Origin of the sequence: Streptomyces oryzae (genome assembly GCF_017676365.1) — a bacterium.
GTDB classification, from domain to species: Bacteria; Actinomycetota; Actinomycetes; order Streptomycetales; family Streptomycetaceae; genus Streptomyces; species Streptomyces oryzae.
In genome coordinates, this window is sequence record NZ_JADKMA010000018.1 from 37081 (window position 1) to 59084 (window position 22004).

Annotated in this window: 17 protein-coding genes and 1 pseudogene; 10 read left to right on the forward strand and 8 right to left on the reverse strand. The window is 71.7% G+C overall.

The genetic code is table 11. From position 1 onward, the window contains the following. Window positions 1-57 precede the first annotated feature (57 nt). Window positions 58-1113, forward strand: a complete 1056-nt coding sequence (locus ITI46_RS05980; protein WP_209238330.1) for a family 2 encapsulin nanocompartment cargo protein terpene cyclase — start codon at window positions 58-60, stop codon at window positions 1111-1113. 44 nt (window positions 1114-1157) lie between these two features. Continuing rightward, window positions 1158-2056: pseudogene (locus tag ITI46_RS05985) on the forward strand (geranyl diphosphate 2-C-methyltransferase). 80 nt (window positions 2057-2136) lie between these two features. On the opposite strand, the gene ITI46_RS05990 reads toward ITI46_RS05985, so the two are convergent. The 4 genes from ITI46_RS05990 to ITI46_RS06005 all read right to left on the reverse strand — a co-directional run bounded on the left by ITI46_RS05990 (window position 2137) and on the right by ITI46_RS06005 (window position 8381). Next, window positions 2137-4242, reverse strand: coding sequence for a M4 family metallopeptidase (locus ITI46_RS05990; RefSeq protein WP_209238331.1), 2106 nt, complete (start codon window positions 4240-4242; stop codon window positions 2137-2139). 401 nt (window positions 4243-4643) lie between these two features. Beyond that, complete coding sequence (locus ITI46_RS05995; RefSeq protein WP_209211691.1) at window positions 4644-4847, reverse strand: hypothetical protein; 204 nt, start codon at window positions 4845-4847, stop codon at window positions 4644-4646. Window positions 4848-4958: 111 nt separating this feature from the next. After that, complete coding sequence (gnd, locus tag ITI46_RS06000; RefSeq protein WP_209238332.1) at window positions 4959-6431, reverse strand: NADP-dependent phosphogluconate dehydrogenase; 1473 nt, start codon at window positions 6429-6431, stop codon at window positions 4959-4961. Window positions 6432-6590: 159 nt separating this feature from the next. Further along, window positions 6591-8381, reverse strand: a complete 1791-nt coding sequence (locus ITI46_RS06005) for a bifunctional 3'-5' exonuclease/DNA polymerase (RefSeq protein ID WP_209238333.1) — start codon at window positions 8379-8381, stop codon at window positions 6591-6593. 113 nt (window positions 8382-8494) lie between these two features. On the opposite strand from ITI46_RS06005, the gene ITI46_RS06010 reads away from it, so the two are divergent. Further along, complete coding sequence (locus ITI46_RS06010; RefSeq protein WP_209238334.1) at window positions 8495-8770, forward strand: GlsB/YeaQ/YmgE family stress response membrane protein; 276 nt, start codon at window positions 8495-8497, stop codon at window positions 8768-8770. A gap of 161 nt (window positions 8771-8931) precedes the next feature. On the opposite strand, the gene ITI46_RS06015 is transcribed toward ITI46_RS06010, so the two are convergent. Continuing rightward, entirely contained in the window at window positions 8932-10188 is a 1257-nt protein-coding gene (locus ITI46_RS06015; RefSeq protein ID WP_209238335.1) for a glycoside hydrolase family 18 protein, read from the reverse strand. Between the two features lie 388 nt (window positions 10189-10576). Here ITI46_RS06015 and ITI46_RS06020 point away from each other — a divergent pair, with 388 nt between their 5' ends. Both ITI46_RS06020 and ITI46_RS06025 read left to right on the forward strand, forming a co-directional pair. After that, a complete protein-coding gene (locus tag ITI46_RS06020) occupies window positions 10577-11752 on the forward strand; it encodes an acyl-CoA dehydrogenase family protein (protein ID WP_209238336.1) in 1176 nt (391 codons plus the stop codon). 128 nt (window positions 11753-11880) lie between these two features. Continuing rightward, window positions 11881-12837 carry an endonuclease/exonuclease/phosphatase family protein gene (locus tag ITI46_RS06025; RefSeq protein ID WP_209238337.1) on the forward strand — a complete coding sequence of 319 codons (957 nt, stop codon included), beginning with the start codon at window positions 11881-11883 and terminating at the stop codon, window positions 12835-12837. Window positions 12838-12861: 24 nt separating this feature from the next. On the opposite strand, the gene ITI46_RS06030 is transcribed toward ITI46_RS06025, so the two are convergent. The 3 genes from ITI46_RS06030 to ITI46_RS06040 all read right to left on the reverse strand — a co-directional run bounded on the left by ITI46_RS06030 (window position 12862) and on the right by ITI46_RS06040 (window position 15266). Continuing rightward, entirely contained in the window at window positions 12862-13554 is a 693-nt protein-coding gene (locus ITI46_RS06030) for an HhH-GDP family DNA glycosylase (protein WP_372451851.1), read from the reverse strand. A gap of 146 nt (window positions 13555-13700) precedes the next feature. Then, entirely contained in the window at window positions 13701-14756 is a 1056-nt protein-coding gene (locus tag ITI46_RS06035; RefSeq protein ID WP_209238338.1) for a Gfo/Idh/MocA family protein, read from the reverse strand. Window positions 14757-14834: 78 nt separating this feature from the next. Continuing rightward, entirely contained in the window at window positions 14835-15266 is a 432-nt protein-coding gene (locus ITI46_RS06040) for a hypothetical protein (protein ID WP_209238339.1), read from the reverse strand. A 237-nt stretch (window positions 15267-15503) separates the two neighbouring features. Between ITI46_RS06040 and ITI46_RS06045 the strand changes: the two genes are divergently transcribed. The 5 genes from ITI46_RS06045 (at window position 15504) to fxsA (ending at window position 21922) form a co-directional block, all read left to right on the forward strand. Continuing rightward, window positions 15504-15944 (forward strand): Lrp/AsnC family transcriptional regulator, encoded by a 441-nt coding sequence (locus tag ITI46_RS06045; protein ID WP_209238340.1) that lies wholly within the window; start codon window positions 15504-15506, stop codon window positions 15942-15944. A gap of 84 nt (window positions 15945-16028) precedes the next feature. After that, window positions 16029-17669, forward strand: coding sequence for an amidohydrolase (locus ITI46_RS06050; RefSeq protein ID WP_209238341.1), 1641 nt, complete (start codon window positions 16029-16031; stop codon window positions 17667-17669). 814 nt (window positions 17670-18483) lie between these two features. Then, window positions 18484-20427: an apolipoprotein N-acyltransferase gene (gene lnt, locus ITI46_RS06055; RefSeq protein ID WP_247745533.1), complete on the forward strand. Its 1944-nt coding sequence runs from the start codon at window positions 18484-18486 to the stop codon at window positions 20425-20427. Then, window positions 20424-21227: a polyprenol monophosphomannose synthase gene (locus ITI46_RS06060; RefSeq protein WP_209238342.1), complete on the forward strand. Its 804-nt coding sequence runs from the start codon at window positions 20424-20426 to the stop codon at window positions 21225-21227. The genes lnt and ITI46_RS06060 overlap by 4 nt, the downstream gene beginning before the upstream one ends. 35 nt (window positions 21228-21262) lie before the next feature. After that, a complete protein-coding gene (gene fxsA / locus ITI46_RS06065) occupies window positions 21263-21922 on the forward strand; it encodes an FxsA family membrane protein (RefSeq protein ID WP_209238343.1) in 660 nt (219 codons plus the stop codon). The last annotated feature ends 82 nt before the right edge of the window (window positions 21923-22004 follow it).

The following is a 22004-nucleotide window of genomic DNA, read 5'->3' on the forward strand; positions in this document are numbered from 1 at the left end:
GGCCGGCTGTTTATCTGAACGTGCGGTTCCCCAGACCGACCGATGGAGCGCACGCCCATGAGCACGTCCACGAACGCCGCCGCGTTCTCGCCGCCCGGCCCGCCCAACCTGGTCCGCTCGTTACGAGCCCGGCGCAGCGGAGCGATCCCCGGGCTGAGGTACCGGCCGGCCGCGCCCGCCGACCCGGAGAAGGTCGCGGAGATCGACCGGAGGCTGGAGGCGTGGGCTCGTCAGCTGGACCTCTTTCCTTCCGAGTGGAACGGCGACTTCACCCGGTTCCAGTTCGGCCGGGCCGTGGTCCTGCAGCATCCGGCGGCGGCCGACCTGGAACGCCTCACCGTCGCAGGCAAGCTGCTGCTGGCCGAGAACCTGGTCGACAGCTGTTACTGCGAGGAGGACGAGGGCAGAGGGGGAGCGCGACGCGGCCTGGGCGGCAGGCTGGTCGTCGCGCAGTCGGCCCTCGACCCCTTCCACGGGCCGGCGCAGCTGGAAGCGGAATGGCGCTGCGGTGTGCAGGCCGACGGCCCGCTGCGCGCCTACCACTGGGCCCTGAAGGACTACGCAGCCCTCGCCACCCCCAGCCAGACCGACCGGTTCGTGCACGACATGGCCCGACTGCACCTGGGCTACCTCGCCGAGGCGTCCTGGGCGGAGGCGCGGCACATGCCACACATCTGGGAGTACCTGGTGATGCGGCAGTTCAACAACTTCCGGCCCTGCCTGTCCATCGTCGACGCCGTCGACGGCTATGAACTGCCCGAAGCGGTCTACGCCCGGCCCGAGATCCAGCGCATCACCGCCCTGGCCTGTAACGCCACCACGATCGTCAACGACCTGTACTCCTTCACCAAGGAACTGGCCAGCGATCCCGACCATCTGAACCTGCCCCAAGTGGTCGCCGGGAACGACCAGTGCGGCCTCAGGAGCGCCTATCTCAAGAGCGTCGAGATCCACAACGAGATCATGGAAGCGTTCGAGACGGAGTCCGCGGTGCTGTCGGCCACCTCACCACTGGTCGAGCGCTACGCCCGAAGCCTGGACGACTGGGTTTCCGGCAACCACGAGTGGCACGCCACCAACACCGACCGCTACCACCTGCCCGACTACTGGTGAGCACTGTTCCGGGCCGACTGGGCCCGCCGCACCGATCGCACAGCATGCACCACAGCAAGGAGTCACTGTTGACCACCGCTCACCCCGGCACCAAGGCCGCACCGGTTCCGACCCAGTCCACGTACCAGAACCGCGTCGCGGACTATTGGAACGCCGAGGAGAACCCGGTCAACCTCGAGCTCGGCAAGGTCGATGACGTCTACCACCACCACTACGGCGTCGGCGACGCCGACTGGTCGGTACTGGACGAGACGGATCCGGAACGGCGCCGCGAACGGATCACCCGTGAACTGCACCGGCTCGAACAGGCCCAGGCCGAATTACTCGCCTCCCACCTCGGACCCCTCACCTGGGAAGACCGGGTCTTCGACGCCGGATGCGGACGTGGCGGCGGCAGCCTGGTCGCGCACCTGCGGTACGGCTGCCACGCCGACGGTGTCACCATCTCGGCCAAGCAGGCGGAGTTCGCCAACGCACAGGCCCGCAAGCGCGGCGTGGACGACAAGGTGCGCTACCACCACCGCAACATGCTCGACACCGGCCTGCCCTCGGGCGCGTACGCGGCATCCTGGAACAACGAGTCCACCATGTACGTGGAACTGGACCTGCTGTTCGCCGAACACGCCCGGCTGTTGCGCCGCGGCGGACGCTACGTCGCCATCACCGGCTGCTACAACGACACCTACGGGCGCGCCTCCCGTGAGGTCTCCCTGATCAACGCCCACTACATCTGCGACATCCATCCGCGGTCGGCCTACTTCCGTGCCATGGCCCGGAACCGGCTGGTCCCGTTCACGTCGAGAACCTGACCGACGCCACGATCCCCTACTGGGAGCTGCGAAAAAAGGCCGACCACCTGGTCACCGGCATCGAGGAGACGTTCCTGGACGCCTACCGCAACGGCAGTTTTCAGTATCTGCTGATCGCAGCCGACCGCGTCTGACCAGCAATCCGGCGGCCGCAGCAGCCGAGTTGGCTGCTGCGGCCTTCACACGGACACGGGCCGGGGTGCTCCCGGGGCCGCTAGAACGTGAGCTTGAAACTGTTGATGTAGCCGGTGTCGGCCGGCCCCCTGTCCTGGACCCGCAACTGCCAGACACCGTTGGCGTTCTCCGCCGAGGCGTCCACCGTGTAGGTGGTGTCGATGTTCGGCGTCGGGTCGGCCGCCACGCTGTGCAGCCGGTAGGACCTGCCGCTCGGGCCGATCAGGTCGATCTGCAGATCACCGCTGTAGGTGTGCACGATGTTGACGCCCACCTTCAGGCTGGTGGGGGCCCGCCCGGTCAGCCCGCTGGTGGTGATCTCGGAGGTGACCGCAGGGCCGGGGTAGTCCGGGATGGCGACGTCGGTGTCGTTGGTGAACGTCTTGCCGTCCCCAGGGTCACCGCCGCCGGAGCGGGCGCCGACGGCCACGCCGGCCCACGCGTCCGCGACCGCCTTGTACTCGGTGCTGCTGGTGCCGTACAGCTCACCCGCCACCGCGAGCGTCCCGGTGCGTGCCGAGGCGTAGTTGGTGGTGGAGGTGAACTTGGTGGTCAGCGCCTTGTACCAGATGAGCGCCGCCTTGTCGCGGCCGATACCGGTGACGGGGAGGCCGTCGGCGGTGGGCGAGTTGTAGCTGACGCCGTTGATGACCTTGGCGCCGCTGCCCTCGCTCAGCAGATAGAACCAGTGGTTGGCAGGGCCCGACGAGTAGTGCACGTCGATGTTGCCGATGCCCGCGTACCAGTTGTCCTTGGAGGCACCGTCCCTGCTGGGCTTGTCCTGGTAGCGCAGCGGGGTGCCGTTGCCGTTGATGTCGATCTTCTCGCCGATGAGGTAGTCACCCACATCGGTGGAGTTGCCGGAGTGGAACTCGACTGCCGTGGCGAAGATGTCGGACGTCGCCTCGTTCAGACCGCCGGACTCGCCGCTGTAGATGAGACCCGCGGTGGCCGAGGTGACGCCGTGTGTCATCTCATGGCCCGCGACGTCGAGCGAGGTCAGCGGCTTGCTGTTGCCCGAGCCGTCGCCGTAGGTCATACAGAAGCAGCTGTCGCTCCAGAAGGCGTTGACGTAGTTGTTGCCGTAGTGGACCCGGGAGTAGGCGCCCCGGCCGTCGCCGCGGATTCCGGAACGGCCGTAGACCTCCTTGTAGTAGTCCCAGGTCTCGGCCGCACCGTAGTGCGCGTCGGCGCCGGCGGTCGCGGCGTTGGACGGGCTGCCGTTGCCCCAGGTGTCGGAGGACTGGGAGAAGAGGGAGCCGGTGCCCGACGTCCCGTGGTTGAGGTTGTAGGTCTTGTGGCCGCCGCGGTCGTTGTCGGTCAGCGTGTAGTTCGAGCCCGACTGGGCGGTGCTCAGGGTGACCTGGCCGCTGTACTGGGTGTTGCCGATCCCGTTCTCGATGGCCTGCCACTGGTAGAGCTTCTTGCCGGAGCGGGCGTCGGTGACGACGTGCAGCTCGTTCGGCGTGCCGTCGTCCTGGAGGCCGCCGACCACCGTCTCGTACGCGAGGACGGGCTTGCCCTTGGCCAGCCAGACGACCTTGCGGGGTGCCCGGTCGGCGTCGGTCTTCTTCGACCCCGCGGCGTCTGCGGCCTTGAGGGCCTGCCGCTCCGCCGTGGCGGGACGCACGCTCGCCTTGGCGGGGACGTTCTTCAGCGCGTGCTTCGAGGCGCGGAGGACTTCCTTGGTGCTGCCCTGCTTCGAGGTCTCGACGACGAGGTCACCGCCGAGGACGGGCAACCCGTCGTAGGTGCGTTCGTAGCGGGTGTGCACGGTGCCGTCGCGGTCCTTGAGCACATCGCGGACGACCAGCTTCTCCTTGGCGCCGAGGCCCAGCTTTTCAGCGGTGGCGGCCTTCTTGCTGTCGGCCTTGCGCAGGAGTTCGGCGCGCTGTGCGGGCGAGAGCTTGGCGGGCAGGGCTCCCGTGTCGGCGCCCTTGGCGGCCTTGGCCGCGGCCGTCCCGGCGGTGGCGCGGCCCTGGTCGTCGGCCGCGGCCGGGCCCGTCTGCACGGCTATCGAGAGCAGGGCGGCGACGGCGCCGAGCGCGATGCCGGCGGACGCCTTGGGGCGGACGAGACGCCCGGGGCGACGTCTGTGGGGTCTGTGGGAGTTGGTGGAGCCTCTGTGGGAGGTGGATCTTCGCATTGCTGACTCCTTCTGCGGGCCGCAGGGTTGCGCGGCCAGGGAGACCGGGCGGCGGATGACCGTCCGGGCAGATCTCGGCAGAGCAAGGCAGAGCAAGGCAGAGCGATGGAACTGGTGGAACCAGTGGAACGGGTGGTACTGGCGCGGCGGGACGGAGACCGTCCGAAGCCGCGTGAAGGAACAGCCGCCCGACGTGCGTGGGGTTGCGCGGCGGCCAGTCGCAGAGTGCCATTCCGGCGAGCGTCTGTCAGGAGCGCATCAAGGGTTTGGCCGGAAACAGTCCGTTGTCCGTATGGACGCGTTCGCTATCCGGAAAGTTCACTCGCCGGACCATGCCGCACTCCCGTTCAACATCTCCGCGACTGGCAGGAGTTGGCCGTCCAAGCGGCCCTCAGCCGCGCTCAGTCCCGGAACGAACCGTCCGCGCGCCGCGCGTGGTTGGACAGCAGATGTCCGCACTGGGGGCAGTGGCGCCGCAGCCCTCGCTTGAGGACGTAGCCGATCCCCACGGTGCACAGATACATCAGCCCGACCGCGGTCTTCTGTACCAGCTTCCCCAGCCCCGACTTGGTGCAGGTCGCGCAGTCACGGCATCCGGTGGCCATCGGTCCCCCCTCGTTTCCGGTTCTGTTCAGCGTCACTGCTGATCAAGACGTGGGGAGGGGCCGGGGAGGGTGCTCCGGGAACAGCCTGGCGACGGGGCCGGGACGGTGCTGTTACGGACGGACCTCCCCGCGGTCGCCGCCCCAGCGGGTGTGGAACGTGCCCTCCCGGTCGGCGCGCTGATACGTATGGGCGCCGAAATAGTCCCGCTGGGCCTGCGTGAGGGCGGCGGGGAGCCGGTCGGCCCGCAGTCCGTCGTAGTAGGCGAGCGCCCCCGAGATGCCCGGTGCCGGCACCCCGTGCCGAGCCGCCGTGGCGACGGTCTCCCGCCATGCCCCCTGCGCCCGGCCCAGCTCCCCGGCGAACTCCGGATCGGCCAGCAGCGTGGGCAGTCCGGGGCGCTCGGCGAAGGCCGCACGGATGCGGTCGAGGAACGCTGCCCGGATGATGCACCCCGCCCGCCAGATGGCGGCGACGGACGACAGATCGATGCCCCAGCCGTACTCCCTGCTCCCGGCGCGGATCATGTCCCAGCCCTGCGCATAGGAGATGACCTTCGCGGCGTACAGCGACTGTTCCACCTGCTCGGCGAAGCGTGCCCGCTCGGCCTCCGGCAACCGCGCCGTCCCGGTGCTCCCGGCGCCGCCGTCCCCGCCCGGGTGCGGGCCGGGGAGGGAGGCGGCGGCCTCGCGCAGGTCGGTGCGGCCGGACTGCGAGCGGGCGAAGACCGCCTGCGCGATGCCCGGCACCGGGACCCCCAGGTCCAGTGCCGTCTGTACGGTCCAGCGGCCGGTGCCCTTCTGCTCGGCCCGGTCGGCCACGATGTCGACGAACGGCCGGCCGGTGTCCGCGTCGGTGTGGGTGAGGACCTGAGCGGTGATCTCGATGAGGTAGGAGTCCAGCCGGCCCTCGTTCCAGCCGCGGAAGACCTCCGCGATCTCGGCGGGCGTCAGCCCGGCGACCTTCCGCAGCAGGTCGTACGCTTCCGCGATCAGCTGCATGTCCGCGTACTCGATGCCGTTGTGGACCATCTTGACGAAGTGGCCGGCACCGTCGGGACCCATGTGCGCGGCACACGGCGCACCGTCCGGGGCGCGGGCCGCGATCCGCTCCAGCAGCGGGCCCAGCGCCTCGTACGACTCGGCCGAGCCGCCCGGCATGATGCTCGGGCCCAGCAGGGCACCCTCCTCGCCGCCGGAGATCCCCGTGCCGACGAAGTGGATGCCGCGCTCGCGCAGCGCGGCCTCGCGGCGGCGGGTGTCCTCGAAGTGCGCGTTGCCGCCGTCGACGATGACATCGCCGGGCTCCACCAGCTCGGCGAACTCCTCGAGCACCGCGTCCGTCGGCCCGCCCGCCTTCACCATCACCACCAGACAGCGTGGCCGCTCCAGCGCCGCCACGAACTCGGGGGCCGTGGTGGCCGGCACGAAGTCGCCCTCGTGGCCGAACTGTTCCACCAGCTCCCTGGTCCGTGCCTCGGTGCGGTTGTGCAGCGCGACGGTGAAGCCGTTGCGGGCGAAATTACGGGCGAGGTTGCGTCCCATGACGGCCAAGCCGGTGACACCGATCTGCGCCGAAGCTGTCATGATCCTCCCTTTCGGACGTGCCGGGCTTCCCGGCCGGAGCCCTGCGGGGCCCCTTCCGTGGGTCCGGGCACGGCTGCCCTGTCGATCGTCTCCTGACACGCACCGGGCCGCTCGCCGTCCCGACGCGCCCGGGCTCCGGGGCGCCGGGTGAGTGCGGGTTCACTTGGCGTCGGCGTAGCACTCCACGACGGCCGTGGTGAAGGTGAACCGTACGGGCGTCGGTCCGAACGCGGCGACGGCTGCCTGCTCGCCCGCCGCGGTGATGGCTTCCCGCACCTCGTCCGCCTCCTCGGCGGGGCAGTGCACGATGACCTCGTCGTGCTGGAAGAACACCAGTTCGGCTGCGAGGTGCGCGAGCCGCTGCCGCAGCGCGGCCAGCATCAGCACCGCCCAGTCGGCCGCACTGCCCTGGACCACGAAGTTCCTGGTGAAACGCCCCCGCGCCCGCGCGGCCCCCGCCCCGCCGCCGGCCGCGCCCGCCGTGCCGTCCTGGTCGCCGTTGGTGCCGAGGCCCTCACCGGCCTCGGGGCCTGTGCCGCCCGCGTCCTCCCCGCTGCCGCCGTCCCGGCCCAGCGGAGGGCAGGTGCGGCCCAGGTGCGTACGGACCAGGCGGCTCTCCTCGCCCGCGCGGGCCGCCTCGTCCACATATGCGACGGCAGCGGGGAACCGTCTTCGCAGCGCGGCCAGGTTCTTCAGTCCGTCGCCGCTGGTCTGGCCGTAGATCGCGCCGAGCAGCGCCAGCTTGGCCTGGGCGCGGTCGCCGGAGAACGCCCGCTCCGAGAGCGCGGTGTAAAGGTCCTGTTCGCCGCTCGCCACTGCCATCAGGCCCGGGTCCCGGGAGACGGCCGCCAGCACCCGCGGCTCCATCTGGTCGGCGTCCGCCACCACCAGCCGCCAGCCCGGATCGGCCACCACCGCCCGCCGCACCACCTTCGGGATCTGCAGGGCACCGCCCCCGTTGGTCGTCCATCGCCCGGAGGCCGCACCGCCGGGCACGTACTCGGCGCGGAAGCGCCCGTCCCGCACCCAGGAGCGCAGCCAGCTCCAGCCGTGCGCGGTGTAGAGCCGATACAGCTTCTTGTAGCGCAGCAGCGGCTCGACGGCCGGGTGGTCCACCTTCCGCAGCTCCCAGGCCCGCGTGGAGCTCAGCCGGATTCCCGCGCGGGCGAACGCCTGCAGCACGTCCGCTGCCAGGTCGGGCCGCACCCGCGCGCCGGGCCCGAACGCGTGCGAGATCTCCTCCTCCAGCTCCACGAGCCGCCTGGGCAGGCCGCTGCCCGCATACCGCTCGCCCAGCAGTTCGTCCAGCAGCTCGCGGTGGATCTCCGCGCTCCACGGCACCCCGGCGTGCGTCATCTCCCCGGCCACCAGCGTGCCCGCCGACTCCCCGGCCAGCAGCAGTCGCATCCGGTCGGGATGCTCGGCCCGCGCCGTGCGGTCGAGCTGTGCCGCGTAGACCTCCAGCAGCGCGTCCAGCGGGTCGACCCCGTCCGGCAGCGGCACCGGACCGGTCTCGAACAGCGAGGGCTGCGGATCCGTCTCCCGCGGGGCCGGCGCCTGGTCCGGGGGGACCGGCCGCCCGTGCAGCCGGGCCCAGGCGGCGGGGAGGGAGCGCGGCCCGCCCGCTTGTCCCTCGTGGCCCAGCAGCAGGGCCTCTGCCGCCTCGACGTCATAGCACCGCTCGGCCCGCACCCCGGCCGCCAGCAGCGCGGGCTGCACCTGCGACGTGGCACGCCACACCCAGCGCACCGCCCCGGGCCGTGCCCGTACGGCAGCCGCCGCCGACTCCTCCGTACGCACCGGGCCGGCAGCCCGGCCCCGTGCGTCCAGCGGGCACACCCGCACCCGGCCACCGTCCGCCGGGACCAGCGCCCACCGGCCCCCGGAAGGAGCCCTGCGGCCGGCGCCGGGCGCCTCCGGGGCGGTGTGCGGAACCCCCGTCTCTCCCATGTTCCGGAGTCTCTCAGCCGCCACTGACAGTGCCCCGGGCCGCGAACCGCATATCTCCCGCCTTTCTGGACACTCGTCACCGGAAGGGCGTCCTTCCGGCTGAGAGGGAAACCATGGAGATTTCGGGTCTCATCAGCGCGCTCGTGGTCGGCGTCGTCATCGGTGCGCTCGGCCGGCTGGTGCTGCCGGGCCGGCAGCAGGTGGGTCTGCTGTGGACGATCGTGGTCGGCATCGTCGCGGCGCTCATCGGCACCGGGATCGCCGGTGCCGTCGGTGTCGCGGACACCAGGGGGTTCGACTGGATCGAGCTGATCATCCAGATTGCTCTCGCGGCGGTCGGCGTCAGCGCGCTGGAACGGGCCCGTGCGGGGGGAAAGGTTCGACGGTAGGGGGTGCCCGGCGAGGTTGTGCCGGAGAGGGGTGCCCCTGGGGGTTGTTTGCGGTCTGCGGGCGTTCTGTGGTCGCTCGCGCAGTTCCCCGCGCCCCTTCGGGGCGCGTCTTCCACAGACGTAGGGCCCCGCGGCTCCGCCGCGAGGCCCTACAGATCGTGCTACCGGATGGACTTGATCAGTTCTCCGTCCGGGGTGTCACCGCTGAGCTCCCAGAAGAAGGTGCCGCCGAGGCCCTGTTCGGCGGCCCAGTCGCTCTTGGTGCCGACGGTCTCCGGGGTGTCGTAGCTCCACCACTGGTCGCCGCAGTGCGCGTAGGCGGTGCCGGCGACCTTGCCGGTGGCCGGGCAGCGCTCCTTGAGGACCTTGTAGTCCTCGATGCCCTGCTCGTACTTGCCGGGTGCCGGACCGGACGCGGTACCGCCGGGTTCGGCCTTGCTCACCCCGCTCCAGCCGCGGCCGTAGAAGCCCATACCGAGCAGCATCTTGTTCATGGGGACGCCCATCAGCATGAGCTTGGCGATGCTCGCCTTGGTGTTGAAGAGCTCCTTGGGGATGCCGTCGTACGTGGTCAGCGGTGAGTGCGGGGCTGTGGGCCCCTTCGCGTCCCAGGCGCCGAAGTAGTCGTACGTCATCGGCAGATACCAGTCGACGTACTGTGCGGCCGCCTTGTAGTCGGTGGCATCCATCTTCCCGTCCTTGGACGCGTCAGCGGTGATCGCCGCGGTCACCAGCTTGTCGCCGAACTTGCCCCGCAGCGCCTTCAGTACCTTCGCGAAGGCGTCCCTGCCGCTGGTGTCACAGCTCAGACCGCAGGCGTTGGGGTACTCCCAGTCGATGTCTATGCCGTCGAACAGCCCCTTCCAGCGGGAGTCGTTGAGCAGGTTGTAGCAGGACTCGGCGAACGCTTCCGGGTTCTTGGCGGCCTCGCCGAAGCCGCCGGACCAGGTCCAGCCGCCGAACGACCACAGCACCTTCAGGTTCGGGTGCTTCTCCTTGAGCTTCAGCAGCTGATTGAAGTTGCCGCGCAGCGGCTGGTCCCAGGTGTCGGCCTTGCCGTCCACGCTCTGGTCGGCGCTGTATGCCTTCTCGTAGTCGGCATAGCTGTCGCCGACGGTGCACTTGCCGCCCTGGACGTTGCCGAAGGCGTAGTTGATGTGGGTGAGTTTGTCGGCCGAGCCCGAGGTCTCGATGTTCTTGACGTGGTAATTGCGCTGGTAGACGCCCCAGTTGGTGAAGTAGCCGACTGTCTTGCCCGCCACTGTCGACTTCGCGGCCGGCCGCTTCTCGGTGCCGGCCGACGCGTTGGTCGCGAGCAAGGTCGCGGCAAGGGCTGCCGCGCACAGTGCGCTGACGAGGGCGATGAGTCCGCGGCGTCTGCCGGGGAGGAAACGGGGTCTGCTGTCCGATCCGAGCATGGTCACCTCGCGTGTGGGGTGCGGGGGGTGTGGTGCCGGTCGTATGTCCGGGGAATGTAGGAGGACTAGACCAGTACGTCAATGGTTCGTACCAATCTGGTTTCTCGCCGGCGCCGCCCCCAGAAACGGCCACGATCACCGTTCGGTTCAGCTCCGATCACCGTTCGGTTCAGCTCCGCGCTCGGTCCCGTACGCCGGTGACGCGCGGCCCGCGATCGGGCATACTCCAACTCGCCGCAGCCGCTGGTCAGCCGCCCTCGCGACCCGACGGTGCAGTATCACGGCAGGGGCAGCGGCACCCCCGGTCCGCCCATGGGCCGGTGTCCCTCGGCGACCCGCCACACCCCGGCGCCGTCGCCGCAGTTCCTGACCCGAAGGAGAGCGCGCCATGCCCAAGGACGGTCCGCAGCCGGTGGAACGTGAACTGCCCACGGACGAGGCACGCGACCTGCTGGCCCTCGTCCGCGACCTGGTGCAGCGGGAGATCAAGCCGGTGGCGGCCGAGCAGGAGGCCGCGGGCGTCTTTCCCCGCGAGACCTTCCGGCTGCTCTCCGAGGCGGGGCTTCTCGGCCTGCCCTACCCGGAGGAGTACGGCGGTGGGGGCCAGCCCTATCAGGTGTACCTCCAGGTGCTGGAGGAGCTGGCCGCGGCCCGCCTCACCGTGGGGCTCGGCACCAGCGTGCACTCCCTCGCCTGCCACGGGCTGGCCCACTTCGGCAGCAAGGAACAGCGCACCGAATGGCTGCCCGGCATGCTCGGGGGCGGGCTGCTCGGCGCCTACTGCCTCTCCGAGCCCTCCTCCGGCTCCGACGCGGCCTCACTGCGCACCCGGGCCGTCCGGGACGGGGAGGAGTGGGTGCTGAACGGAACCAAGGCGTGGACCACCCACGGGGGCGTCGCCGACTTCTACACCGTCCTGGCCCGCACCGGCGAGGAGGGGCCCTGCGGCATCACCGCGTTCCTCGTCCCGGCCGACGCCGAAGGGCTGAGCGCCGCCGCACCCGAGCACAAGATGGGCCTCAACGGCTCACCCACAGCGCAGGTCCACTTCGACGGGGTGCGGGTGCCCGAGGCCCGCCGGCTCGGCGACGAGGGCCAGGGCTTCACCGTCGCCCTCTCCTCGCTCGACTCGGGCCGCCTGGGCATCGCGGCCTGCGCCGTCGGCGTAGCGCAGGCCGCGCTGGACGAGGCGCTGGCCTACACGGCGGAGCGCGAGCAGTTCGGCCGCCCGCTCGCGGACTTCCAGGGGCTGCGCTTCATGCTCGCCGACATGGCCACCCAGATCGAGGCCGGGCGTGCCCTGTATCTGGCCGCCGCGCGGCGGCGCGACGCGGGGCAGCCGTTCGCCCGGCAGGCGGCGATGGCCAAGCTCTTCTGCACCGACGCCGCCATGCGCGTCACCACCGACGCGGTGCAGCTGCTGGGCGGGTACGGCTACACGGTGGACTTCCCCGTCGAGCGGTACATGCGCGAGGCCAAGGTCCTCCAGATCGTCGAGGGCACCAACCAGATCCAGCGCATGGTGGTCGCCCGGCATCTGGCGGGCCCCGAGAGCAAGGGCTGAGCCGGGAGCCGGCGGTGCGCGGCGCGGCGGTCGCGTTCGTGCCGCGTACGCGCACCGGCCACTTGCCCCTCACCCGGCCGTCCGAGAATCTCCCGGACATCGCGTACGCCCACAGTCGGAGGCGCCAAATGTCCGCAGCCGTACCGCACTTCACCCGCCGCCGTGGCATCCGTACCGCCGCGGCGGCGGCCCTCGCGCTGCCCCTCGCAGCGCGCGCCGCGACCGCGCACGCCGCCCCAGCGGACGCCACGAGCGCACAGCCGGCGGCAGCGCCGTCGGGCGAGCAGCACAGAGCCGGGGAGGCCGCAGCGCTCCGCACGATGACCTTCAACCTGCGCTACGCCTCCGACACCCCGCCCAACAGCTGGCCCGAGCGCCGGCCCGTCATGCGGGCGCTGCTCCGCCACGAGCGGCCGCATCTGATCGGCACTCAGGAGGGCCTGTACCCGCAGCTGAAGGACATCGCGGCCGACCTGGGACGGGACCGCTACGACTGGCTCGGCCTGGGCCGCGCGGGCGGCAGCCGGGACGAGTTCATGGCCGTCTTCTACGACGTCCGGCGGCTGCTGCCGCTCGAGTACGACCACTTCTGGCTCTCCGACCAGCCCGCCCTCATCGGCTCGGCCACCTGGGGCAACACCGTTGTCCGGATGGTCACCTGGGTGCGGTTCCGCGATCTGGCCACCGGCCGCGAGCTGTACCACCTCAACACCCACCTCGACCACCGGAGCCAGCCCTCGCGGGAGCGGTCCGCTGCGCTGATCACCGAGCGCCTCGGCGGACTCGACTCCGCGCTCCCGCGCCTGGTGACCGGCGACTTCAACGTCCCGGCGCACGGCAACCCCGTCTACGACACCCTGCTGGCCGACGGCAGGCTCACCGACACCTGGGACACCGCCGAGACCCGCAGCAAGCTGTACGGGACCTTCCACGGCTACAAACCGCTGGTTCCGGACGGCGACCGGATCGACTGGATCCTCGCCTCACCCGGCGTCCGCGTTCTGCGGGCCTCCATCAACACCTTCGAGCGCGACGGCCAGTACCCCAGCGACCACCTGCCGGTCCAGGCCCTGATCGAGCTGTAACCCTCCGACCTCCAGGCCCTGCTCTCAGCCGCGGGCGGCGTCCCACACGTCCCGGGACACGTCCGCGCTGAGTGCCACCCGCACCAGCCCGGCCGCCAGCGACGCCAGCTGGTCCTTCTTCACCATCCCTGCCAGCTTCTGCGGGGACTTCGGCAGCCCCAGCCGCTCCGCGCCCTGGAGCGCCTTGTCGTCCAGGTAGGGCTGGTACTCGGACCACACCGCCTGCGCCTCGCGCAGGAAGATCGACACCCCCATGGGGCCGATGCCGGGGACCTCGCGCAGGCCGCTCTCGACGTCGCCGCTCTTGTGCAGCTTGCGCAGATCGCCGCCCCACCGGTCCAGCACCAGCTCGGCGCCCTTGCCGAGCTGGGTGGCGGTGCGCTCGTCGTAGCGGCGGTAGCCGCCCTCGCCGAGCGCGTCGACCCGCTGCTGCCAGGTGGCCTCCAGCATCCGTTTCGGGTCCTTCATCCCCGCCTTCACCAGCGCCCGCGCGCTGGCGACCGCGATGTCCGCGCGAATCCGTGCGCTCAGCAGCAGGGAGAGCACCAGCAGCTGGTAGAGCGGCTGCGGAGTGTCACGCAGCGTGATGCCCGCTTCCTCCGCGTACGTCGTCCCGTGCCGCTTCAGCAGCTCCCGCACCAGGGCCTGCTGCTGGTCCTGGCGGCCGGCCTGCCTGGTGCCGGCCGACTTGCTCTTCATGCTCGTTTTCGCAGCCATAACGCCTCCTCGGCACCCGGGTCCCCAGTCGTACGGGAATCCACTCCGGGCCCGTACGGGGGCTACCGGTCAGGTGTTCCTCACCGGCGCCCGGCCGAAAACGCGCACCACGATCCGTCACCACGGTGCCGTGCGGCTCGCACCGCTCACCACTCGGCCACCCTGGGTGCCGACACCGGAACGGAGCCCTCCGCCAGCGAGCGGGCGCCCGCAACCCCCACCAGCGAGGCGGCGACCGCGGCCCGTACCGGCACCCGGGGCGGCGCCCCCTCGGTCACCGTCCGCCGGAACGCCTCGACGATCAGCGCGGTGCCCGCCTCCATAGAGGCGACGGCCTCGCCGTACAGCGTCGTACGCGGCGGCTGGCGTATCTCGTCCCGCGGCGAACCGCCCCTCGCCCACGGCTCGTTGCGCAGCCGCACCGACCAGGCGTCCTCACCGGGCGCGCGCAGCGACTCGGCGAGCCCCCGGGTGCCGCGTACCGACAGCCACGACCAGTGGCTGTCCGGCTCGCCCTGGAGAAACGTCTGCCGGGTGAGCGCCAGCGCTCCCGTCGACAGCTGGGCGACCAGCACCACCGCCATCGGCCGCTCGGCCGTCCCGACCGGGTGCGCCGTGACCTGTACCGGCCAGGCTCCGGTCACATCCAGCACGGGGGAGAGAGTGTGGGTGCAGTACGCGGTGGAGGCGATTCTGCCCCGCCAGTGGGTGGGATCGCCCACCATCGCTTCGACGTCCTGCGGCGCGAGGCCGTGCACGTAGTCGCACTCGATCAGCTCGACGGAGCCGATCTCGCCGTCCGCGACCAGCCCGGCGATGGTGCGTATGTGCGGGTGCTCGACGTAGTTTTCCGCGAAGGAGTAACTGGCCGCGGACTCTTCTGCGGCGTTGACCAGCGCCCTGCCCTCTTCTTCGGTCACGCACGCGGCGCACTCGCTCAGTACGTGCACTCCCCGTTCCAGGAAGGCGATCGCGGACTCGGCGTGCGCGTCGAAGTCGTGGGCCAGGACGACCGCCTCCACATCGGCGGTCACCAACTCCTGCCAAGTGCTCGCCGTACGTGCCGCCGGGAACTCGGCGGAGGCCGCCGCCAGCAGTTCGGCATCGGGGTCGCACAGTGCCGCCACCTCGAAACCCGCGCGGGCACACCAGCGGGCGAGCACCATCCCGCGCCGCAGCCCCACCACCATCAGCCGTGACATGCGGTCACCTTGACGGGGCCGGATGGCCGGGGCAACCGAATTACCGGCGGCCGACGGTGACTTGGCGAGGGCGTCGGGCTACTCGGCGCCGGCCCCTACGGCCCGGTCCTGCCGGTTGCCGGGGAGGCCGGCGTGGGAGAACGGCTGGGTGCGCCAGTCCAGCCCCTCTGGCAGGGTCAGCAGTTCACTCACCGCGCGCTCGCGGGTCTCGGTGTCCCAGGGCGTGGCGTCCCGCACCGGGCGGCCCGAGCCCTGGCACACCGTCAGCCCGAACGGGTCCCAGGGCGAGGCGCACAGCCCATGGCGCGGCAGCTTCTCCTCGTGGGTGAACACCGCGATGGCCTGGCGGCATTCGGGGCACTTGACGCGGAGACCTTCGTACATCTCGTCCTCAACGACCGGTCCTGTCTGCTCGGCGGAGACGTCCGGGCCGTCCGGGGAAGCGGCCGCATCGTTCTCAGGCGCCTCGTGGTGCCGATGAGCGGAGTGGGCGGACTTCGTCGTGCGCATGTGATCCCCCTCGATGGAACGGCCGGGCGACTGGGCTCCGGCCACAGCAAGCACTTCCCGCCGTGCCACACGCATAATCACCCCGCGCGGGAGGACGAGGGTGCACGTGTGTGGGCTTCGTCACATGCCGTGCGTCCGTGGGTTCGCCCCGGGCGCCCGCTCGCCGCGGCGCGCCGCCCGCTCGTGCCGGAGCGGCCTCGATGCGCCGGGCGCGCGGGCACAGTACGGTGATCCGCTGTGGAGGAACTCGACCGTCAGATCGTGGAACTGCTCGTCAAGGACGGGCGGATGAGCTACACCGACCTGGGCAAGGCCACCGGCCTGTCCACCTCGGCCGTGCATCAGCGGGTGCGCCGCCTCGAACAGCGCGGCGTCATCCGCGGCTATGCCGCGCTCGTGGACCCCGAGGCTGTCGGACTGCCGATGACGGCGTTCATCTCCGTCAAACCGTTCGACCCCAGCGCCCCGGACGACATCGCGGACCGGCTCGCTGACGTGCCCGAGATCGAGGCGTGCCACAGCGTGGCGGGGGACGAGAACTACATCCTCAAGGTGCGGGTGGCCACCCCCATCGAGCTGGAGCATCTGCTGGCCCGGATCCGCAGCCTCGCCGGGGTCTCCACCCGTACGACAGTCGTGCTGTCCACCCCGTACGAGGCGCGCCCGCCCCGGATCTGAGCCGCTGCTCCCGGGTGCCCGGGGCGCCGGGGGCCACGCGGACCCCGTGCGCGCGCGGAGCGCCCGGGGCGGGAGACTGTGAGCATGAGCGAGCGCACAGCCCCGTCCCGGCCCCGTACCGTCCTGCTGCGCGGGGGCGAGGTGCACAGTCCCGCCGACCCGTTCGCGACCGCGATGGTCGTGGAGGGCGAGAATATCGCCTGGATCGGTACGGAGGGCGCTGCCGACTCCTTCGCCGACGGTGTGGACGAGGTCGTCCACCTCGACGGCGCCCTTGTCACTCCGGCCTTCACCGACGCCCATGTGCACACCACGGCAACCGGGCTCGCGCTCACCGGCCTCGACCTGTCCGGCGCACCCACGCTCGCCGACGCACTCGCCCAGGTGCGTGCGTATGCGAAGGCGCGCCCCGAGGACCCGGTACTGCTCGGCACCGGCTGGGACGCGCACGCCTGGCCGGAACAGCGTCACCCCGGCCGGGCCGAACTGGACGAGGCCAGCGGCGGGCGGCCGCTGTATCTGACCCGGATCGACGTCCACTCGGCGCTCGCCAGCACCGCCATGCTGGACCTCGTCCCGGACATCACCACCCGCGAGGGGTACCAGCCGGGCGCCCCGTTGACGGGGGACGCGCACCACGCGGTACGCGAGGCCGCATACGCCACACTCACCCCGCGGCAGCGCACCGAGGCCCAGCGCGCCGCCCGCGCACACGCCGCCTCGCTGGGCATCGGCGCGCTGCACGAGTGCGCGGGGCCCGAGATCTCCGGCGAGGACGATCTGCGCGGACTGCTCGCGCTCGCCGCCGAAGAGCCGGGCCCCCGCGTGCACGGCTACTGGGCGGAACTGGTCACCTCGGCGAAGGATGCCGCCCGTATCGGCGAGCTCGGCGTCGTCGGCGCCGCCGGCGACCTGTTCGCGGACGGCTCCCTCGGCTCCCACACGGCGCATCTGTGCGCCCCCTATGCGGACGCGCCGCACACCAGCGGGAGCGCGCTGGTGGACGCCGAGGCGATCGCGGCGCATGTCGCGGCGTGCACCGAGGCGGGGATGCAGGCCGGATTCCACGCCATCGGCGACGGCGCCCTCCAGGCGGTCACCGAGGGGGTGCGCCGCGCCGCCGGGACCGTCGGCCTCGCCCGCGTCCGGGCGGCCCGGCACCGTGTCGAGCACGCCGAGATGCTCACCGAGCGCACCATCGCCGACTTCGCCGACCTCGCCCTCACCGCTTCCGTACAGCCCGGGTTCGACGCTGCCTGGGGCGGCGCGGACGGAATGTACGCGCGCCGCCTGGGCTCCGAACGCGCGGCCACCCTCAACCCGTACGCGGCTCTGCTGCGGGCCGGTGTCCCGCTCGCGCTCGGCTCCGACAGCCCCGTCACCCCGCTCGGGCCATGGGAGGCCATCCGCGCTGCCGCATTCCACCACACTCCCGGGCACCGGATCTCCGTCCGCGGCGCGTTCACCGCGCACACCAGGGGCGGCTGGCGCGCGCTCGGCCGCGACGACGCCGGGGTGCTGGTCCCCGGCGCACCCGCCGACTACGCGCTGTGGCGCACCGGGCCGCTGGTCGTGCAGGCCCCCGACACCCGGGTCGCCAACTGGTCCACCGATCCCCGGTCCGGCACCCCGGGCCTGCCCGACCTGACGCCGGGCGGTCAAGTCCCGGTCTGCCTGCGGACGGTGGTGGGCGGACGTACGGTCTACGCACGGCCGGACGAGTGACGTAGGAGATCGCGATACGGCCGAACGAGACCCCCTGTCTCCGTCGCCCTGACGCCGCCTTGTCCGCACTGACCAGGCATTTCGCCGAAACACCCCAGGTGACCAGGCTGTTGACAATGATTGCCCGAAGCCCGGTAGGTTCGGCCGCGTCCACCACAGGACGTCCGACCGGGGAGCTTCCGCGCTGTCGTCGAACCCCGCTGGGCCACGGGGTGGTGTACCGCACCGGCGCACCACCACTGCGAGCCAGGTCCAGCGCCCGCGGCACGGGGACAGATGGTTTCCGCCGGTCGGCGGGTGCGACCCGGGACGGGGCCCGGACGCTCAGTAGACAACGGCTTTCGGACGATCCGCAGCCAGCGGGTCCCAGGTCGGCCCGAAGGGCGCCGGGTCCCTGTCCGGGAGATTGACCCGGACCGCATCCCCTCCGGGGCTTCCCCCCACCACCAACGCGACGCGGGGCCACCCTCCAGGGGCGAGCCAGCGCGACGCGGGCCACCCCCAGGGGCGCGCGGAACTGCGCGAGTGACCACGACGGTGGGTCCGTCGCAAGCCGACCGAACCACCCGAGCTCTGTGGCGCATTGCGCAACCCGACCCGAACGATGCGGCTCACAGCCCGGCCGGGCCCGGCCGGGCTGTAGGCGGGGCGACACATCACCCACCGCAACGCGGCAGACACGCTGCATGTCTGCCGCCCCGCGCTTTCCCGCCGCTTTACGGTCCCGCGCCCCGCGTCGGGGCCCACGCGTTGTACCGTCGGCACACACCATCGCACGACCTGCATCGCACGACCTGCTAGGAAGGCCGCGACCTTGGCATCGGGCCCCGACACCACCTCCGCGTCCGCCCCGGACGGCTCCCGGGAGCGGAAGGCCGCACCCGCCGCGCGGCGCAGCGCGCCGGGCGCGCCCGCGCCCGCGAACAGCGCGGCCACCGACAGCGCGGCCACGCGCAGTGCCGACCCGGAGAGCCCCGACACGGACAGTGTCGACAAAGACCGGCCCGAAACGGACGGTGCCGACACGAGCAGTGCCGACACGCGCAGTAACGTCCCTTCGCGCGCCGGGCAGTCGGCGGCCCCAGGCGCCCGACGCCCCGGCCGGATGCGCCGGCTGGCAGCGCTGGCCCGGCGCGAAGCACGCCGCACCGGCCTCGCCGCGCTCAGCGGTGTCGCCCTCGCGTTCGCCTTCCCGCCGTACGGGATCTGGCCGCTCTCGCTGCTCGCCGTCGCCGCGCTGAGCCTGCTCACCCGTGGCCGGACCGGCTCTCAGGGCGCCTGGCTCGGATTCGCGTTCGGCTGGCCCTTCTTCGTCGTACTGCTCAAGTGGCTGCACGTCGTCGGCTGGGACGCCACCATCGGACTCGCCTTCCTCCAGGGCCTGTTCGTGCTCGGGCTCGGTGCGGGACTCGCCGTCACCTCACGGCTGCCCCTCTGGCCGCTGTGGGGTGCCTGTCTGTGGCTGACCGAGGAATTCCTGCGCGACCGGCTGCCGTTCGGCGGTTTCTCCTGGGGACGCCTCGCCTTCGCCAACACCAGCTCGCCCTACACCCCGCTGGCCGCGCTCGGCGGTGCCCCGCTGGTGTCCTTCGCGGTCGCCCTCACCGGCACGCTGCTGGCCGCCGTCGCGCTGACCGCCTGGCGGCTGCGCTCCGATGCGGCGCGCACCACCCGGGCGTACGCCACCGGGTTCGGCGCCCTCGCGCTCGCCGGGGCGATCACGGCCGCCGGGTTCGCGGTGCCGGTGCCGACCAAGGCGGCGGACACCGTGCGCATCGCCGTGGTGCAGGGCAACGTCCAGCAGCCGGGGATGCACTTCCTCGGCCGCCCGATGCAGATCCTCAACAACCACGTCGAGGCCACCCTCGATCTGGCCGACCGGATCAAGAAGGGCAAGGAGCCCAAGCCGGATCTGGTGATCTGGCCGGAGAACTCCTCCGACCTCGATCCCTACAAGTGGCCCGAGGCGGGCGACCGGATCGACAAGGCCGTCAAGGCCGTCGGCGTCCCCGTACTGGTCGGCGCCCTCGTCGACCACCCCACCAAGCAGGGCTACGTCGAGAACCAGGGCATCGTCTGGGACCCGAAGAAGGGCCCCGGCGCCTCCTACACCAAGCAGCACCCGGTCCCGTTCGGCGAGTACGTCCCCTTCCGCGACCAGCTCAGCAAGGTGATCACCCGCCTCCAGCAGGTGCCCCGCGACTTCTACCCCGGCGACCACACCGGCGTCCTCCAGACCGGCCCCGCCCGCCTCGGCGATGTCATCTGCTTCGAGGTCGCCTACGACGAGATCCCCCGGGACACCGTCAACGACGGCGCGCGTGCGCTCGTCGTCCAGACCAACAACGCCACCTACGGGCGGACCGGCCAGCCCGAGCAGCAGCTGGCGATGTCCAAGCTGCGCGCCGTCGAGCACGGGCGCGCCGTGGTGACCGCCGCGACGAGCGGCATCAGCGCCATCGTCGCGCCCGACGGCACCGTCCAGCAGCGTACGGACGAGTTCACCCAGGACGTGCTCACCGGGAAGCTCCCGCTGCGGGACCAGATCACCCTTGCCGACCGCGTCGGTGCGGCTCCCGAATGGATGATCGCTATCGTGGGGGCGCTCGCCTGCGCCGGAGGATTGTTTTTGAACCGCAGGAGGGGCGGTTTCCGTACGGATGGCCATACGGAAACCCGGGCGCCGGACGCCGCCGACCACGGGGACGGCACCGACGAGCAAGACCGACAGGCTCAAACGGAGGGGCAGCACCAGTGACGGACGGCGGACAGCGGCGGTACGGCCCGCTCGGAACGGCCCTGGTCATCATCCCGACCTACAACGAGGCCGACAACCTCCAGCCCGTCGTCTCCCGGGTGCGCGAGGCGGTGCCCGAGGTGCACATCCTGGTCGCCGACGACAACAGCCCGGACGGCACCGGAAAGATCGCCGACGAGATCGCCGCCGAGGACGACCACGTCCACGTCCTGCACCGCAAGGGCAAGGAAGGCCTCGGCGCTGCGTATCTGGCGGGTTTCCGCTGGGGCATCGACAACGGCTACGGCGTGCTGATCGAGATGGACGCCGACGGCTCCCACCCGCCCGAGGAGCTGCCCCGGCTGCTGACCGCGCTGGGCGGCGCCGACCTGGTGATCGGCTCGCGCTGGGTGCCGGGCGGCCGGATCGTCAACTGGCCCAAGTCCCGGGAGTTCCTCTCGCGCGGCGCCAGCACCTACTCCAGGCTGCTGCTGGACGTCGACGTACGCGATGTGACGGCCGGCTTCCGCGCCTTCCGCAAGGAGACGCTGGAGGGCATCGGCCTGGACACCATCGCCTCCCAGGGCTACTGCTTCCAGGTCGACCTCACCCGGCGCACCGTGCACGCCGGGTACCACGTGGTGGAGGTCCCGATCACCTTCGTCGAGCGGGAGCGCGGCGACTCCAAGATGAGCCGGGACATCATGGCCGAGGCGCTGTGGCGGATCGCCGCCTGGGGCGTCGAGGACCGGGTCAAGAAGGTGCTCGGCCGCGGCGAGAACCGGCCGGAGAGCGGCGCAGAAGGCCGGCAGGGCAGCTGATCCCGGGCCTACGCGCCACCAGGCACACTGGAAGAATGACGACGCGCGCACCTTTCCCGTACGAGCCGCGAGGACAGGACTCGGGCGGTGCAGACGGCGGCCCGGGGCAGGGAGCCGGGGCCCGCTCCGGCGGGAAGCCTCCGCCCCGGCCGCCCCGGTCGAAGGGCCGGACGCTGCTGCCGCTGGCCGTCGCGGCGTGGGCGGTGCTGGAGATCTGGCTGCTGACGCTGCTCGGCCAGGCGACGGGAGGGCTGACGGTCTTCCTCGTGCTGGCGGGTGGCTTCGTACTCGGAGCCGCGGTGATCAAGCGGGCCGGCCGCCGGGCCTGGCGCAACCTCGCCGATACGGTGCAGCGGGCCCAGCAGCAGCCCCGCGGGGGCGGTGAGCAGGGTGACAAGCCCGCCACCGAGCCCCGGGGAGGCAACGGGACGGCGATGCTCGGCGGGCTGCTGCTGATGATCCCCGGGCTGGTCACGGACGCCGCCGCGCTGCTGTGCCTCTTCCCGCCGACGGCGAAGCTGCTGCGCGGCTCTGTACAGCGCTCCCTGGACCGCCGCAGCGGTTTCCCGCCAGGCACCCTCGGCGACGCCTACCAGCAGGCGCGCACGGCCGAACAGCAGGTACGGATGCACCGGCCGGACGGCAAGGTCGTCCAGGGCGAGGTCGTCAGGGACGACGAGCAGCGGGGCGACTGAACCGGCCGGGGACGCGCAGCGCGGGCGGATGCCGAGGCGAGGTTACGGCGAGAGGGCCCGGGGTCACATTCTCATGTGACCC